14 protein-coding genes are annotated in these 16,272 nt (G+C 70.1%); all 14 read left to right on the top strand.

Annotation, left to right across the window (positions count from 1 at the left end):
• On the top strand, positions 1 to 1,853 hold a 1,853-nt coding region (locus AB0O67_RS31350), incomplete at its 5' end, for a penicillin-binding protein 2 (protein ID WP_365457403.1).
• A gap of 163 nt (positions 1,854 to 2,016) precedes the next feature.
• Entirely contained in the window at positions 2,017 to 3,537 is a 1,521-nt protein-coding gene (locus AB0O67_RS31345; RefSeq protein WP_365457400.1) for a UDP-N-acetylmuramoyl-L-alanyl-D-glutamate--2,6-diaminopimelate ligase, read from the top strand.
• Between the two features lie 28 nt (positions 3,538 to 3,565).
• The gene (murF, locus tag AB0O67_RS31340) at positions 3,566 to 4,981 is read left to right on the top strand and encodes a UDP-N-acetylmuramoyl-tripeptide--D-alanyl-D-alanine ligase (RefSeq protein ID WP_365457397.1); all 1,416 of its coding nucleotides are present in this window, start codon (positions 3,566 to 3,568) and stop codon (positions 4,979 to 4,981) included.
• Complete coding sequence (mraY, locus tag AB0O67_RS31335; protein ID WP_365457394.1) at positions 4,978 to 6,051, top strand: phospho-N-acetylmuramoyl-pentapeptide-transferase; 1,074 nt, start codon at positions 4,978 to 4,980, stop codon at positions 6,049 to 6,051. The genes murF and mraY overlap by 4 nt, the downstream gene beginning before the upstream one ends.
• Entirely contained in the window at positions 6,033 to 7,463 is a 1,431-nt protein-coding gene (murD, locus tag AB0O67_RS31330) for a UDP-N-acetylmuramoyl-L-alanine--D-glutamate ligase (protein WP_365457391.1), read from the top strand. The genes mraY and murD overlap by 19 nt, the downstream gene beginning before the upstream one ends.
• 108 nt (positions 7,464 to 7,571) lie before the next feature.
• The gene (ftsW, locus tag AB0O67_RS31325; protein WP_365457388.1) at positions 7,572 to 8,930 is read left to right on the top strand and encodes a putative lipid II flippase FtsW; all 1,359 of its coding nucleotides are present in this window, start codon (positions 7,572 to 7,574) and stop codon (positions 8,928 to 8,930) included.
• Between the two features lie 6 nt (positions 8,931 to 8,936).
• Complete coding sequence (murG, locus tag AB0O67_RS31320) at positions 8,937 to 10,034, top strand: undecaprenyldiphospho-muramoylpentapeptide beta-N-acetylglucosaminyltransferase (RefSeq protein WP_196463435.1); 1,098 nt, start codon at positions 8,937 to 8,939, stop codon at positions 10,032 to 10,034.
• Positions 10,035 to 10,060: 26 nt separating this feature from the next.
• Positions 10,061 to 10,855 (top strand): FtsQ-type POTRA domain-containing protein, encoded by a 795-nt coding sequence (locus AB0O67_RS31315; protein WP_365457384.1) that lies wholly within the window; start codon positions 10,061 to 10,063, stop codon positions 10,853 to 10,855.
• A gap of 278 nt (positions 10,856 to 11,133) precedes the next feature.
• On the top strand, positions 11,134 to 12,324 hold the full coding sequence (gene ftsZ / locus AB0O67_RS31310) for a cell division protein FtsZ (protein ID WP_365457381.1): 1,191 nt from the start codon (positions 11,134 to 11,136) through the stop codon (positions 12,322 to 12,324).
• The gene (gene pgeF / locus AB0O67_RS31305) at positions 12,321 to 13,052 is read left to right on the top strand and encodes a peptidoglycan editing factor PgeF (protein ID WP_365457378.1); all 732 of its coding nucleotides are present in this window, start codon (positions 12,321 to 12,323) and stop codon (positions 13,050 to 13,052) included. The genes ftsZ and pgeF overlap by 4 nt, the downstream gene beginning before the upstream one ends.
• Before the next feature lie 6 nt (positions 13,053 to 13,058).
• Positions 13,059 to 13,778: a YggS family pyridoxal phosphate-dependent enzyme gene (locus tag AB0O67_RS31300; protein WP_365457375.1), complete on the top strand. Its 720-nt coding sequence runs from the start codon at positions 13,059 to 13,061 to the stop codon at positions 13,776 to 13,778.
• 129 nt (positions 13,779 to 13,907) lie between these two features.
• Positions 13,908 to 14,549 carry a cell division protein SepF gene (gene sepF / locus AB0O67_RS31295; RefSeq protein ID WP_365457372.1) on the top strand — a complete coding sequence of 214 codons (642 nt, stop codon included), beginning with the start codon at positions 13,908 to 13,910 and terminating at the stop codon, positions 14,547 to 14,549.
• A gap of 80 nt (positions 14,550 to 14,629) precedes the next feature.
• Positions 14,630 to 14,914: a YggT family protein gene (locus AB0O67_RS31290; RefSeq protein WP_007448661.1), complete on the top strand. Its 285-nt coding sequence runs from the start codon at positions 14,630 to 14,632 to the stop codon at positions 14,912 to 14,914.
• Positions 14,915 to 14,967: 53 nt separating this feature from the next.
• Entirely contained in the window at positions 14,968 to 16,146 is a 1,179-nt protein-coding gene (locus tag AB0O67_RS31285) for a DivIVA domain-containing protein (RefSeq protein WP_365457369.1), read from the top strand.
• The last annotated feature ends 126 nt before the right edge of the window (positions 16,147 to 16,272 follow it).

Here is a 16,272-nt window from a genome sequence, read left to right as displayed (position 1 = left end):
CCGGCCGGCCCCGTCCGGCGGCCCCGCCCGCGCTCCGGCTCGGCAGCCCTCGCCCCCGGCTGCGCCTGATCGGCTTCGCGCTGACCCTCGTCATGATGGTCTTCGTCGTCCGGCTGCTCCAGGTGCAGGCCGTCGACGCGAGCGCCTACGCCGCCAAGGCCGAGCAGAACCGGTACGTCGTGCACACCCTCGCCGCCCAGCGCGGCGAGATCACCGATCGCACCGGCGTGGCCCTGGCGACCAGCGTCGACGCGTACGACATCACCGCCGACCCCACGCTGTTCACCCGCGAGCAGCTCAAGGTCGACGACGCGCCCGAGCAGGCGGCGGCACTCCTCGCGCCGATCCTCGGCAAGGACCAGGCCGAGCTCACCAGCAAGCTCCGCCCGAAGGACAGGAACCTCCGCTACGTCAGGCTCGCCACCCGGCAGACCCCGCAGGTCTGGAAGCAGATCAAGGACCTGAGGACCGCGCTGGCCACCAAGGCGGAGACCGACAGGAGCACCGTCAACGTCCTCGGCGGCGTCCTCGCGGAGCCCAGCAGCAAGCGCGTGTACCCCAACGGCGACCTGTCCGCCGGGATACTGGGCTGGGTCAACGCCGACGGCAAGGGCGGCGGCGGTATCGAGCAGCAGCTGAACGACCGGCTGGCCGGCGAGGACGGCAAGATCCGCTACGCCCAGTCCGGCGGCCTCCAGGTGCCGACCGTCGGCTCCACCGAGACGCCCGCGGTGCCCGGCTCCGACATCGAGCTGACCATCGACCGCGACATCCAGTGGGCCGCGCAGGACGCCATCGCCGAGCAGGTGAGGAAGTCCGACGCGGACCGTGGCTATGTGATCGTGCAGGACACCCGCACCGGCGAGATCCTCGCCATGGCCAACTCGCCCGGCTTCGACCCCAACGACCTGACCACGGCCGACGCGGCCGCCATGGGCAACGCGGCCCTCCAGGACGCGTTCGAGCCCGGCTCCACCGCCAAGGTCATGTCGATGGCCGCCGTGCTGGAGGAGAACGTGGCCACACCCCAGACGCACGTGGTCGTGCCGAACCGGCTGCACCGGGGCGACCGGCTCTTCCAGGACGACATCGACCACCCGACCTGGTACCTGACGCTCAACGGCGTGCTGGCCAAGTCCAGCAACATCGGCACCATCCTGGCCACCGGGCAGCTCGGCAAGACGCAGGCCGAGGCCAACCGGGTGCTCCACAAGTACCTGCGCGACTTCGGCATCGGCGGCTACACCGGGCTGGACTTCCCCGGCGAGACGAAGGGCATCCTGGCGCCGCCGGACCAGTGGTCGACGTCGCAGCAGTACACGATTCCTTTCGGCCAGGGAGTGTCCATCAACGCGATGCAGGCGGCCTCCGTGTACTCGACCATCGCCAACGGCGGTCTGCGCGTCGAACCCACGCTCGTACGCGGCACCAAGGGACCGGACGGACGCTTCACACCCGCCCCGGAGCCGGACAGGACACGGGTCGTGAGCGAGAAGACGGCCACGACACTCGCCCGGATGCTGGAGTCGGTCGTCGACGACGAGGAGGGCACCGGCACCAAGGCGCGCATCCCCGGGTACCGGGTCGCGGGCAAGACGGGCACCGCCAACCGCGTGGATCCGGACACCGGCAAGTACCGCGGCTACACCTCGTCGTTCGCGGGATTCGCCCCCGCGGACAAGCCCCGCGTCACCGTCTACTGCGCCATCCAGAACGCCACCAAGGGCAGCTACTTCGGCGGCCAGATCTGCGGGCCCGTCTACAAGCAGGTGATGGAGTTCGCCCTGAAGACCCTCCAGGTCCCGCCGACGGGAGCCGGGCCCGCGAGGCTCCCGGTCACCTTCAAGCCCTGATCAGCACCGAGCACCCCAGGAACCATCCGTGACAACGATCACCCCCGATCCCGGGAACCAGAGCAGCCCCCGCCCTCCACTTCGCTCCGGAGCCGGTGCGCCCGGTACGCTCACCGCCGTGCCACACGCTGATCAGTCCCAAACCACTCAGAAGGACGTTCCCGTGACCTACCCGGGACCGCCGAGGCCGGAACGGGTCTCCGCCACATCCCTCGCGGAGCTCGCCGATCAGCTGGGTGTCACCGCCCCGGAAGCGGCCGCCGCGGTCACGGGGATCACCCATGACTCGCGCGCCGTCCGCCCCGGCGACCTGTACGCCGCGCTGCCCGGCGCCCGCGTGCACGGCGCCGACTTCGTCACCCAGGCCGTCGGCCTCGGCGCCGCCGCCGTGCTGACCGACCCGGCCGGCACCGAGCGCGCCGCCGCCACCGGACTGCCGGTGCTCACCGTCGGCGACCCGCGCGCGGAGATGGGGGAGCTGGCGGCGACGATCTACGGCCACCCCGGCCGCGAGCTGCTGCAGATCGGCATCACCGGGACCTCCGGCAAGACCACCACCGCCTATCTCGTCGAGGGCGGCATCAGGACGGGCCGCGCCGCCGGTCTGATCGGCACGGTCGAGACCCGGATCGGCGACGAGCGCATCAAGTCCGAGCGCACCACGCCTGAAGCCACCGACCTCCAGGCGCTGTTCGCCGTGATGCGCGAACGTGGGGTCGAGGCGGTCGCCATGGAGGTCTCCAGCCACGCGCTGGTCCTCGGGCGGGTCGACGGCTGCGTCTTCGACGTCGCGGTCTTCACCAACCTCAGCCCGGAACACATGGAGTTCCACTCCGACATGGAGGACTACTTCCGGGCCAAGGCGCAGCTGTTCACGCCGGAACGCAGCAGACTCGGCGTGGTCAACATCGACGACGAGTACGGCCGCAGGCTGGCCCGCGAGGCCGGAGTCCCGGTCGTCACCTACTCCGCCGAGGGCCACCCGGACGCCGACTGGCGCGCCGAGGACGTCGAGGTCGGCCCGCTGGACTCGCCCTTCACCGTGCTGGGCCCGGACGGCGGGCGGATCCGCGCCCGCTCGCCACTGCCGGGCCCGTTCAACGTGGCGAACACCCTCGCCGCGATCGTCGCCCTCGCCGCCGCGGGCCTCGACCCGCAGACCGCCGCCGACGGCGTCGCCGCCGTACCGGGAGTGCCGGGCCGCCTGGAGCGGGTGGACGCCGGCCAGGACTACCTCGCGGTCGTCGACTACGCCCACAAGACGGACGCCGTCGAGTCCGTCCTCAAGGCGCTGCGCAAGGTCACCAAGGGCCAGGTGCACGTCGTGCTGGGCTGCGGCGGTGACCGGGACACCACCAAGCGGGGCCCGATGGGCGCCGCCGCGGCCCGGCTCGCCGACACGGCCGTACTGACGTCCGACAATCCCCGCTCCGAGGACCCCCTCGCGATCCTCGCCACGATGCTGCAGGGCGCGGCGACGGTGCCCGCGCACGAACGCGGGGAGGTGCTGCTGTTCGAGGACCGGGCCGCCGCCATCGCCGCCGCCGTCGGGCGGGCGCAGCCGGGGGACACCGTACTGGTCGCGGGCAAGGGCCATGAGCAGGGCCAGGACATCGCCGGGGTGGTCCGACCGTTCGACGACCGCCAGGTACTGCGCGAAGCAATCCGGAAAACCCAGGGATGAAAATCCAGAAGACCCAGGGGATGAACTTGTGATCGCCCTCTCCCTCGCCGAGATCGCAGAAATCGTCGGCGGGCAGACGCACGACATACCGGATCCGTCGGCACAGGTGACCGGACCGGTCGTCCGGGACTCCCGTGAGGTCGTGCCCGGCAGCCTGTTCGCCGCCTTCGTCGGCGAACGCGTGGACGGCCACGACTTCGCGGCCCAGGTCGTCGGGGCGGGCGCGGTCGCGGTGCTCGCGTCGCGTCCCGTCGGCGTGCCCGCGATCGTCGTGGACGACGTCCAGACGGCCCTCGGCGCCCTCGCCCGGCACGTCGTGCGCGAGCTCGGCGCCACCCTCGTCGCGCTCACCGGCTCCGCGGGCAAGACCAGCACCAAGGACCTGATCGCGCAGGTACTCCAGCGCAAGGCACCGACGGTGTGGACGCCCGGATCGTTCAACAACGAGATCGGGCTGCCGCTGACCGCGCTCAGCGCCACCGAGGAAACCCGTTTCCTGGTACTGGAGATGGGCGCGCGCGGCATCGGCCACATCCGCTACCTCACCGGCCTGACGCCCCCTCGGATCGGACTGGTGCTCAACGTCGGCACCGCGCACATCGGCGAGTTCGGCGGCCGCGAGCAGATCGCGCAGGCCAAGGGCGAACTCGTCGAGGCGCTGCCGTCGGCGGAGGACGGCGGTGCCGCGATCCTCAACGCCGACGATCCCCTCGTACGCGCCATGGCGTCGCGCACCAAGGCGAAGGTGATTCTCTTCGGAGAGGCCGACGAAGCGGACGTACGCGCCGAGAACGTGCGCCTGACGGACTCCGGCCAGCCCTCTTTCACCCTTCACACACCCTCCGGGTGCAGTGATGTGACCATGCGCCTGTACGGTGAGCACCACGTGTCGAACGCGCTCGCCGCGGCCGCCGTCGCCCATGAGCTGGGCATGTCCGCGGAAGAGATCGCCACCGCGCTCTCCGAGGCAGACTCCCTCTCCCGCTGGCGTATGGAGGTCACCGAGCGCCCGGACGGCGTGACGGTCGTCAACGACGCCTACAACGCGAACCCCGAGTCCATGCGGGCCGCCCTGCGCGCCTTGGTGGCCATGGGCAGGGGGCGTCGTACGTGGGCGGTGCTCGGCAAGATGGCCGAGCTCGGGGACGAGGCGCTCGCCGAGCACGACGCGGTCGGGCGGCTCGCCGTCCGGCTCAACGTCAGCAAGCTCGTCGCGGTCGGGGGCAGGGAAGCCGCCTGGCTGCAACTGGGCGCATATAACGAGGGTTCGTGGGGTGAGGAGTCGGTGCACGTGTCCGACGCACAGGCGGCGGTCGACCTGTTGCGCAGCGAGTTGCGCCCGGGGGACGTCGTCCTCGTGAAGGCGTCCCGTTCGGTCGGCCTGGAGAGTGTCGCCGAGGCGCTGCTCGCCACGGGTGCCGAGGGTGAGGTCGCCGCCCGATGATGAATCAGATCCTGTTCGCGGGCGTCATCGGCCTGTTCCTGACCCTGGTGGGCACGCCGCTGCTGATCAAGCTGCTGGCCCGCAAGGGCTACGGCCAGTACATCCGCGACGACGGTCCGCGCGAGCACGCCAGCAAGCGCGGTACGCCCACCATGGGTGGCATCGCCTTCATCTCGGCCACGATCGCCGCCTACTTCCTGTCGAAGGTGATCACCGGCAAGCCGCCGACCTTCTCGGGTCTGCTGGTGCTCGGGCTGATGGCCGGCATGGGTCTGGTCGGCTTCCTGGACGACTACATCAAGATCGTCAAGCGGCGGTCGCTGGGTCTGCGGGCCAAGGCCAAGATGGCCGGACAGCTGATCGTCGGTATCGCCTTCGCGGTGCTGTCACTTCAGTTCGCGGACAACCGCGGCAACACTCCGGCCTCCACCAAGCTGTCGTTCATCACCGACTTCGGCTGGACGATCGGCCCGGTGCTGTTCGTCATCTGGGCGCTGTTCATGATCCTCGCGATGTCGAACGGCGTGAACCTCACCGACGGTCTGGACGGCCTCGCCACCGGCGCCTCCGTGCTGGTCTTCGGCGCCTACACCTTCATCGGCGTCTGGCAGTTCCAGGAGTCCTGCGCCAACGCGGGCACCCTGACCAACCCGGGCGCCTGCTACGAGGTGCGCGACCCGCTCGACCTCGCCGTGGTCGCCTCGGCCCTGATGGGTGCCTGCCTCGGCTTCCTGTGGTGGAACACCTCGCCGGCCAAGATCTTCATGGGCGACACCGGTTCGCTGGCGCTCGGCGGCGTGCTCGCCGGCCTGGCCATCTGCTCCCGCACCGAACTGCTGCTGGCCATCCTCGGCGGCCTGTTCGTGCTGATCACCATGTCGGTGGTCATCCAGGTCGGCTCGTTCCGCCTCACCGGCAAGCGCGTCTTCCGGATGGCGCCCCTGCAGCACCACTTCGAACTCAAGGGCTGGTCCGAAGTCCTCGTCGTGGTCCGCTTCTGGATCATTCAGGGCATCTGTGTCATTGTCGGACTGGGCCTCTTCTACGCGGGATGGGCAGCGGAAAAGTGACCTCCTCGGAGCTCAAGGGCAAGCACGTCACCGTCGCCGGACTCGGCGTCTCCGGCGTCCCGGCGGCCAAGGTCCTGCACGGCCTCGGCGCGCACGTCACCGTCGTCAACGACGGCGCCGACGAGCGCGCCATGGCCCAGGCCGCCGAGCTGGAGACGCTCGGCGTCACCGTCCGTCTCGGCGACGGGGCGACGCTGCCCGAGGGCACCGAGCTGATCGTCACCGCGCCGGGCTGGAAGCCGGACAAGCCGCTGTTCACGGCGGCGGCCGAGGCGGGTGTCCCGGTCTGGGGCGACGTCGAACTGGCCTGGCGGCTGCGGGGCCCCGACGCGGCTCCCTGGCTCGCCGTCACCGGCACCAACGGCAAGACCACGACCGTCCAGATGCTCGCCTCGATCCTGCGGGCGGCCGGACTGCGCGCCGCCGCCGTCGGCAACATCGGCGTCTCGCTGCTGGACGCGGTGCTCGGCGAGGAGCGCTACGACGTCCTCGCCGTCGAGCTGTCCAGCTACCAGCTGCACTGGGCGCCCTCGCTGCGCGCCCACTCCGCCGCCGTGCTGAACCTCGCCCCCGACCACCTCGACTGGCACGGCTCCATGGAGGCCTACGCCGCCGACAAGGGCCGTGTCTACGAGGGCAATCGCGTCGCCTGCGTCTACAACGCGGCCGACAAGGCCACCGAGGACCTGGTGCGCGCGGCGGACGTCGAGGAGGGCTGCCGGGCCGTCGGCTTCACGCTGGGCACCCCGGCGCCGTCCCAACTCGGCGTCGTGGAGGGCATCCTGGTCGACCGCGCCTTCGTCGAGGACCGGCACAAGAACGCCCAGGAGCTGGCCGAGGTCTCCGACGTCAGCCCGCCGGCCCCGCACAACATCGCCAACGCCCTTGCGGCGGCGGCCCTCGCCCGCGCCTACGGCGTGCCCGCCCGCGCCGTGCGGGACGGCCTGCGCGCCTTCACCCCGGACGCCCATCGCATCTCGCACGTCGCCGACGTGGACGGGGTGGCGTACGTCGACGACTCCAAGGCCACCAACACCCATGCCGCCGAGGCCTCGTTGGCGGCATACGAGTCGATCGTGTGGATCGCGGGCGGACTCGCCAAGGGCGCGACCTTCGACGAACTGGTCGCCAAGTCGGCGAAGCGGCTTCGCGGGGCCGTGCTCATCGGCGCCGATCGCGCCCTGATCCGGGAAGCCCTGGCGCGACACGCCCCGGAGGTACCCGTCGTCGACCTCGACCGGACCGACACTGGGGCGATGCTCGCGGCTGTCCAGGAGGCGCGGCGCCTGGCCGTCACCGGAGACACGGTGCTTCTCGCACCCGCCTGTGCCTCCATGGACATGTTCGCCAACTACAACAAGCGAGGAGACGCGTTCGCGGAGGCGGTTCGCGAACTCGGCGCGGGCGCCTGACGGCGGGTCTCGGCCACGGCGGGTGCTGTGGGGACCCTTGGAGGGACAGGTGACTCGGATGAGGCTCGGGTTTGCTCGGCTTAGACTCCCCGCCGGTGGGAGCCGCTGATGTCCGGCAGCCGTACCGGACGTCCTCCGGTCCGACGAACCGTCCGCGCGCCCGCCGCCGCCCGTCAGCCGCGCGAGAACCGCGCCGTACGGGTCTACATCCGCGTGCGCCGCGCCTGGGACCGGCCGCTGACGGCGTACTACCTCATCCTCGGCGGCAGCCTGCTGATCACCGTGCTGGGCCTGGTGATGGTCTACTCGGCCTCCCAGATCACCGCGCTGCAGATGTCCCTGTCGGGGTCGTACTTCTTCCGCAAGCAGATGCTGGCCGCCGTCATCGGCGCGGTGCTGCTGTACGTCGCCTCCCGGATGCCGGTGAAGCTGCACCGGGCACTCGCCTACCCGATCATCGCCGGTGCGGTCTTCCTGATGGCCCTGGTGCAGGTGCCGGGGATAGGGATGGCTGTCAACGGCAACCAGAACTGGATTTCCCTCGGGGGCTCCTTCCAGCTCCAGCCGAGCGAGTTCGGCAAGCTCGCCCTGGTGCTGTGGGGCGCGGACCTGCTCGCCCGCAAGCAGGACAAGAACCTGCTCGCGCAGTGGAAGCACATGCTGGTGCCGCTGGTGCCGGTCGCGTTCATGCTGCTCGGCCTGATCATGCTCGGCGGCGACATGGGCACCGCGATCATCCTCACGGCGATCCTGTTCGGCTTGCTGTGGCTGGCGGGCGCCCCGACCCGGCTGTTCGTCGGCGTACTGGCGGTCGCCGCGGTGCTCGGCGCGATCCTGATCCAGAGCAGTTCCAACCGGCTGGACCGGTTCCGCTGCATCGGTGCCACCGAGATGGGCCCCGACGGCTCCTGCTGGCAGGCCGTGCATGGCATCTACGCCCTGGCCTCCGGCGGCCTCTTCGGTTCCGGACTCGGTGCGAGTGTGGAAAAATGGGGGCAACTCCCGGAAGCGCACACCGACTTCATCTTCGCCGTCACCGGTGAGGAACTGGGTCTGGCGGGGACGCTGTCGGTGCTCGCCCTCTTCGCCGCTCTAGGCTATGCGGGTATCCGCGTGGCCGGAGGCACGGAGGACCCCTTCGTCAGGTATGCCGCGGGAGGCGTGACCACCTGGATCACGGCCCAGGCCGTGATCAACATCGGTGCGGTGCTCGGCCTGCTGCCGATCGCCGGCGTCCCCCTCCCGCTGTTCTCCTACGGGGGATCCGCCCTGCTGCCGACCATGTTCGCCATCGGGTTGCTGATCGCCTTCGCGCGCGACGAGCCCGCTGCGCGGGCGGCGCTTGCGATGCGGCAACCCCGCTTTGGTAGAAAGCGGGGGGCCGGGGGTACTGCGTCCAATCGGAGTCCCCGGAGTTGGAACACGATGCGACGGCGCGCCACGGCGCGCTCGTCCGGAGAGCGGTGAATTTCGGTGCATGTCGTACTCGCTGGTGGGGGGACCGCCGGCCACATCGAGCCCGCGCTCGCCCTCGCGGACGCCCTGCGCAGGCAGGACCCGACGGTGGGGATCACGGCCCTCGGCACGGAGCGCGGCCTGGAGACCCGGCTCGTCCCGGAACGCGGCTACGAGCTGGCGCTGATCCCGGCCGTCCCCCTGCCGCGCAAGCCCACTCCCGAGCTGATCACCGTCCCGGGCCGGCTGCGCGGCACGATCAAGGCGGCCGAGCAGATCCTGGAACGCACCAAGGCGGACGCCGTGGTCGGCTTCGGCGGCTACGTCGCCCTGCCCGGCTATCTGGCCGCCAAGCGGCTCGGTGTGCCGATCGTCATCCACGAGGCGAACGCCCGCCCCGGCCTTGCCAACAAGATCGGCTCCCGGTACGCCTCCCAGGTCGCCGTCTCCACGCCCGACAGCAAGCTGCGCGGCGCCCGCTACATCGGCATCCCGCTGCGGCGCTCCATCGCCACCCTGGACCGGGCCGCAGCCCGGCCCGAGGCCCGCGCGATGTTCGGCCTCGACCCCAACCTGCCCACGCTGCTGGTCACCGGCGGCTCGCAGGGCGCCCGGCGGCTCAACGAGGTGGTCCAGCAGGTCGCCCCGTGGCTCCAGCAGGCGGGGATCCAGATCCTGCACGCGGTCGGTCCGAAGAACGAACTGCCGCAGGTTCACCAGATGCCGGGGATGCCCCCGTACATCCCGGTAAGTTACCTGGACCGGATGGACCTCGCGTACGCCGCGGCCGACATGATGCTCTGCCGGGCCGGCGCGATGACCGTCGCCGAACTCTCCGCCGTCGGACTGCCGGCCGCCTACGTCCCGCTGCCCATCGGCAACGGTGAACAGCGGCTGAACGCCCAGCCGGTGGTCAAGGCCGGCGGCGGACTGCTGGTCGACGACGCGGAACTCACCCCGGAGTGGGTGCAGCAGAACGTCCTGCCCGTGCTCGCCGACCCGCACCGGCTGTACGAGATGTCCCGCGCCGCCGGTGAGTTCGGCCGCCGGGACGCCGACGAACTCCTCGTCGGGATGGTGTACGAGGCGATCGCCGCCAACCGTGCACACCGTTAGGCACGTTTGAACGGAAGGCAGGGAGCGTGGCCGGACCGACCACCGCCGAGCGCGGTGCACGCCAGCAGGAGACGTCCGGCCCGCCCCCCGTCCGGAGGCTGAGGCTGCCCAGGCTTCGTACGATCATCATTCTTGGGCTTGTCCTGATTCTCCTCGGAGCCGGTGCCGGCTGGTTGTTGTACGGCGCGCAGTGGACGCGCGTGGAGCGCGTGACCGTCTCCGGGACCGGCGTCCTGACGCCCGCGCAGGTACGTGATGCCGCCGACGTACCGGTCGGCGCTCCGCTGATTTCGGTCGACACCGACCGGATCGAGGCGCGACTGCGCCGGAAATTGCCCCGAATTGACGCGGTTCGGGTGGCCCGTTCCTGGCCGCATGGAATCAGTCTGAAAGTGACCGAGCGGACCCCGGTGCTGCTCGTCGAAAAGGGTCGCGAGTTCGTCGAAGTGGACGACGAAGGTGTCCGTTTCGCCACGGTTTCCGAGGCCCCGAAAGGCGTTCCGCTCCTGGAATTGACGGTGTCCCGGTCGGGTTCGGCCGCGGCCAGTCACCGCCGTTTCGGAGAGCTCCGCCTGGTACGCGAGGCGGTCCGGGTCGCCGACGCCGTTCCCGCCGCGGTCGCCCGGCAGACCCGAGTCGTCAAGGTCCGTTCCTTCGACGAGATCTCACTGGAGTTGACCGGCGGACGCACGGTGGCGTGGGGGAGCGGCGAGAAGGGGTCGGCGAAGGCCCGTAGTCTCACCGCTCTCATGAAAGCCGCTTCCGGCGCGCGGCACTTCGACGTCAGCGTTCCCACCGCCCCTGCGTCATCAGGGAGTTGACGCACATCAGCGCAGGCCAGCACCCTGGTTGGGCAGCGCTACGGCTGATCACATAGGGTGAAAAGAAAAACGGGAGGTTCGGCGTGTTCGTTGAACGTGCGCCACTTGTCGACTTAGTGTCCTGTTCAGAAGACTCCAGGGAACAGACACACTGGTAACCCTAAACTTCAGCGTTAGGGTTCGGGTCGGCGTTACGGACCGTCCCATTCGGCATCAGTCGTCGGACCGCGGGGCACCGCGAGACGACGGCACGTAATTCGAGGCGAGAGGCCTTCGACGTGGCAGCACCGCAGAACTACCTCGCAGTCATCAAGGTCATCGGTGTCGGCGGCGGTGGTGTCAATGCCATCAACCGGATGATCGAGGTCGGTCTCAAGGGTGTCGAGTTCATCGCCATCAACACCGACGCACAGGCGCTGTTGATGAGCGACGCCGACGTGAAGCTCGACGTCGGCCGGGAACTCACCCGCGGACTCGGCGCCGGAGCCAACCCGGCCGTCGGCCGCAAGGCCGCCGAGGACCACCGCGAGGAGATCGAGGAGGTCCTCAAGGGGGCCGACATGGTCTTCGTGACCGCCGGTGAAGGCGGCGGCACCGGCACCGGCGGCGCGCCCGTCGTGGCCAACATCGCCCGCTCGCTGGGCGCCCTCACCATCGGCGTGGTCACGCGCCCGTTCACCTTCGAGGGACGGCGCCGCGCCAACCAGGCCGAGGACGGCATCGCCGAACTCCGGGAAGAGGTCGACACCCTCATCGTCATCCCGAACGACCGGCTGCTGTCCATCTCGGACCGCCAGGTCTCGGTCCTCGACGCCTTCAAGTCGGCCGACCAGGTCCTTCTCTCCGGTGTCCAGGGCATCACCGACCTCATCACCACCCCCGGCCTCATCAACCTCGACTTCGCCGACGTGAAGTCGGTCATGTCGGAGGCCGGTTCGGCCCTCATGGGCATCGGCTCGGCCCGCGGCGACGACCGCGCGGTGGCCGCGGCCGAGATGGCGATCTCCTCGCCGCTCCTGGAGGCGTCCATCGACGGCGCCCGGGGCGTGCTGCTCTCCATCTCCGGCGGCTCCGACCTCGGACTGTTCGAGATCAACGAGGCCGCCCAGCTGGTCAGCGAGGCCGCCCACCCCGAGGCCAACATCATCTTCGGCGCGGTCATCGACGACGCCCTCGGCGACGAGGTCCGGGTCACCGTGATCGCGGCCGGCTTCGACGGGGGCCAGCCCCCCGCCCGCCGGGACAACGTCCTCGGCTCGACCTCCGCCAAGCGCGAGGAGCCGGCTCCGGCACGGCAGACCGAGAGCCGCCCGTCGTTCGGCGCCCTCGGCAGCGTCAAGCCGAAGGAGGAGCCGGAGCCCGCGCCCGAGCCGGTGAGCGAGATCCAGGCGCCGCCGCCGGTGCCGCCGTCGCGCAGCTACACGGACAGCGCGGCCGAGGAACTGGACGTACCGGACTTCCTGAAGTGATAGGACAGCGCGACACCGTGAACGGCGCGCACTTCGCTTTCACCGACAGGTGGGGCGGGGTGAGCGCCGTTCCGTACGAGGAGCTCAATCTCGGCGGGGCGGTCGGGGACGACCCCGAGGCGGTACGGACCAATCGCGAGCTGGCCGCCAAGTCCCTCGGGCTCGACCCCGGGCGGGTCGTCTGGATGAACCAGGTGCACGGTGACGACGTGGCCGTGGTCGACGGACCCTGGGACTCCGCTGCGAAGATCCCGTCGGTCGACGCGATCGTGACCCGGCAGCGGGGCCTGGCCCTCGCCGTCCTCACCGCCGACTGCGTACCCGTCCTGCTCGCCGACCCCGTCGCCGGGGTCGCCGCCGCGGCCCACGCGGGCCGGCCAGGCATGATCGCCGGGGTCGTCCCGGCCGCGCTACGCGCGATGATGGAACTGGGTGCCGAGCCGGAGCGGATCGTGGCCCGCACCGGACCCGCCGTCTGCGGCCGGTGCTACGAGGTGCCGGAGGCGATGCGCGCCGAGGTGGCCGCCGTCGAGCCGGAGGCGTACGCCGAAACGAGCTGGGGCACGCCCGCGGTCGACGTGGCCGCCGGAGTGCACGCCCAGCTCACCCGGCTCGGGGTGCGCGACCGGGAGCTGTCGCCGGTGTGCACGCTGGAGTCGGGTGATCACTTCTCGTACCGCCGCGACCGCACCACCGGTCGGCTCGCGGGCTATGTGTGGCTGGACTGATCGGACATGACGGACCGCAAGGACGAACTCGCCAGGAATCTGGCGAATGTGGAGGAGCGCATCGCCGCCGCGTGCGCGGCCGCCGGGCGGCGGCGCGAGGAGGTGACCCTGATCGTGGTCACCAAGACCTACCCCGCGGCCGATGTGCGGATCCTGTCGGAGCTCGGTGTGCGCCATGTCGCCGAGAACCGCGACCAGGACGCGGCACCCAAGGCCGCGGAATGCTCGGATCTGCCCCTTACTTGGCATTTCGTCGGCCAGTTGCAGACCAACAAGGTGCGTTCCGTGGTCGGTTACGCGGATGTCGTACAGTCCGTAGATCGTTCCAAGCTTGTCACGGCTCTGTCCAAGGAGGCCGTGCGCGCCGGGCGCGAGCTGGGGTGCCTGATCCAGGTCGCGCTCGACGCGGGCGACAGCGCGCGGGGCGAGCGGGGCGGTGTGGCGCCGGGCGGCATCGGGGAGTTGGCCGACCTTGTGGCCGGGGCTCCGGGGTTGCGGCTGGACGGGCTGATGACCGTCGCGCCGCTCACCGGCCAGTTCGCGGGACGCGAACTGGCGGCGTTCGAGCGGATGATGGATTTGTCGACTGACATGCGCCGGACCCATCCGGCTGCCACCATGGTCTCGGCAGGGATGAGTGCGGACCTCGAACAGGCCGTGGCCGCCGGAGCGACACATGTGCGCGTCGGCACTGCGGTACTCGGAGTCCGCCCCAGGCTCGGGTAACGTCGCCAAGAAGTCGGACCACAGCAGAAAATATGGTCATTGCCGTCGCAGGGCGGGCGTAACGACCTCGTGGATCGCGGGCACTTGGCAGTCGTCAGCCGATCCACCACAGAGCGGAGGACTCAGAGCATGGCCGGCGCGATGCGCAAGATGGCGGTCTACCTCGGCCTCGTGGAGGACGATGGGTACGACGGCAGGGGATTCGACCCCGACGACGACTTCGAACCCGAACTCGACCCGGAGCCCGAGCGGGACCACCGGCGCCACGAGTCGTCGCACCAGTCTCACAGTGCACATCAGTCCCAAAGGGATGAACCGGTACGAATGGTGCAGCCTCCGGCGCCTCGCGAACCGCTCGCCCACGCCGCTTCGCTACCCGCGGAATCCGGACGTCCGGCGCGCATCGCGCCCGTGGCATCCATCACACAAGAACGTCAGAGCCTGGAGAAGAACGCGCCGGTGATCATGCCCAAAGTCGTGTCGGAACGAGAGCCGTACCGGATCACCACGCTTCACCCGCGGACCTACAACGAAGCCCGTACCATCGGGGAACACTTCCGTGAGGGCACCCCGGTGATCATGAACTTGACTGAGATGGATGACACAGACGCCAAGCGACTTGTCGACTTTGCGGCGGGTTTGGTGTTTGGTCTTCACGGCAGTATCGAGCGGGTGACGCAGAAGGTGTTCCTGTTGTCTCCTGCTAACGTCGATGTCACGGCGGAGGACAAGGCCCGCATCGCAGAGGGCGGGTTCTTCAACCAGAGCTGAGACGTACGACCGGAAACATCAGTACAAGCATCACCGAGCAGTACCCAGAGCATGGATCAGGGGAGAGGGAAGCAAGGGTCATGAGCGTGGTCCTGGATGTCGTCTACATCGCGCTGATGTGCTTCCTCATCGTGCTCATCTTCCGGTTGGTCATGGACTACGTCTTCCAGTTCGCCCGCTCATGGCAACCCGGCAAGGCGATGGTGGTCGTTCTGGAGGCCACCTACACTGTCACTGATCCACCGCTCAAGCTTCTGCGGCGGTTCATTCCGCCGCTGCGTCTCGGGGGCGTGGCGCTCGACCTGTCCTTCTTCGTACTGATGATCATCGTCTACATCCTGATCTCGATCGTGAGTCGGCTGTGAGCGATGTGAACTACGGTCTTGCCGAATGCCGACGACTACGTTGAGGTGAAGAGATGCCGTTGACCCCCGAGGACGTGCGGAACAAGCAGTTCACGACCGTCCGCCTCCGAGAAGGCTATGACGAGGACGAGGTCGATGCCTTCCTCGATGAGGTCGAAGCCGAGCTGACCCGTCTGCTGCGCGAGAACGAGGACCTGCGCGCGAAGCTGGCCGCGGCCACCCGCGCCGCCGCGCAGAACCAGCAGAACATGCGCAAGCCCCCGGAGGGGCCGGACCAGCAGCAGGGGATGCCTCAGCAGGGGATGCCTCAGCAGGGTATGCCCCAGCAGGGTATGCCCCAGCAGGGCATGCCGCAGCAAGGTATGCCGCAGCAGGGCATGCGCGGTCCCGGCGCTCCTGTGCCCGCCGGCATATCGGGCCCGCCGCAGCAGCAGATGGGTGGCCCCATGGGTGGCCCGCCCCAGCTGCCGAGCGGTGCCCCGCAGCTGCCCGCCGGTCCCGGCGGTCAGGGTCCGCAGGGTCCAGGCCCGATGGGTCAGGGGCCGATGGGCCAGGGACCGATGCAGGGTCAGATGGGCCCGGGTCCCATGGGCGGTCCGATGGGTGGCCCCGGTATGCCCGGCCAGGGCCCCGGTGGTGACAGCGCCGCGCGCGTTCTGTCGCTCGCCCAGCAGACCGCCGACCAGGCGATCGCGGAGGCCCGTTCCGAGGCCAACAAGATCGTCGGAGAGGCTCGTTCGCGCGCCGAGGGCCTGGAGCGGGACGCCCGCGCCAAGGCCGACGCGCTGGAGCGGGACGCCCAGGAGAAGCACCGCGTCGCGATGGGCTCGCTGGAGTCCGCCCGCGCCACGCTGGAGCGCAAGGTCGAGGACCTGCGCGGCTTCGAGCGGGAGTACCGCACGCGCCTGAAGTCCTACCTGGAGTCGCAGCTGCGTCAGCTGGAGACCCAGGCGGACGACTCGCTCGCCCCGCCGCGGACCCCCGCGACCGCGTCCCTCCCGCCGTCCCCGGCGCCCTCGATGGCCCCGGCCGGCGCGAGTGCCCCGTCCTACGGTGGCAACCAGACGATGGGTGGCGGCCCCTCGCCGGCCGGCCCGTCCTACGGTGGCCAGCAGCAGATGTCCCCGGCGATGACCCAGCCGATGGCTCCGGTGCGGCCGCAGGGCCCGTCGCCGATGGGCCAGGCCCCCTCGCCGATGCGTGGGTTCCTCATCGACGAGGACGACAACTGAGGTCGGTAGTACGGCATAGACGTCGGCAGCGTTCATAGGGCGGGGCCCCGGCGCCTTCAAACCGGCCGGGGAGATCGAGTCGGCGACCCCTCGGCCGTGGACCCTGACCCCGTCCCTGGATTCCTT

The sequence above is a fragment of the Streptomyces sp. NPDC086077 genome (assembly GCF_040686175.1).
Taxonomy (GTDB): domain Bacteria; phylum Actinomycetota; class Actinomycetes; order Streptomycetales; family Streptomycetaceae; genus Streptomyces.
Note: the sequence above shows the minus strand (reverse complement) of the source record. Positions and strands in the feature narration are given on the sequence as shown.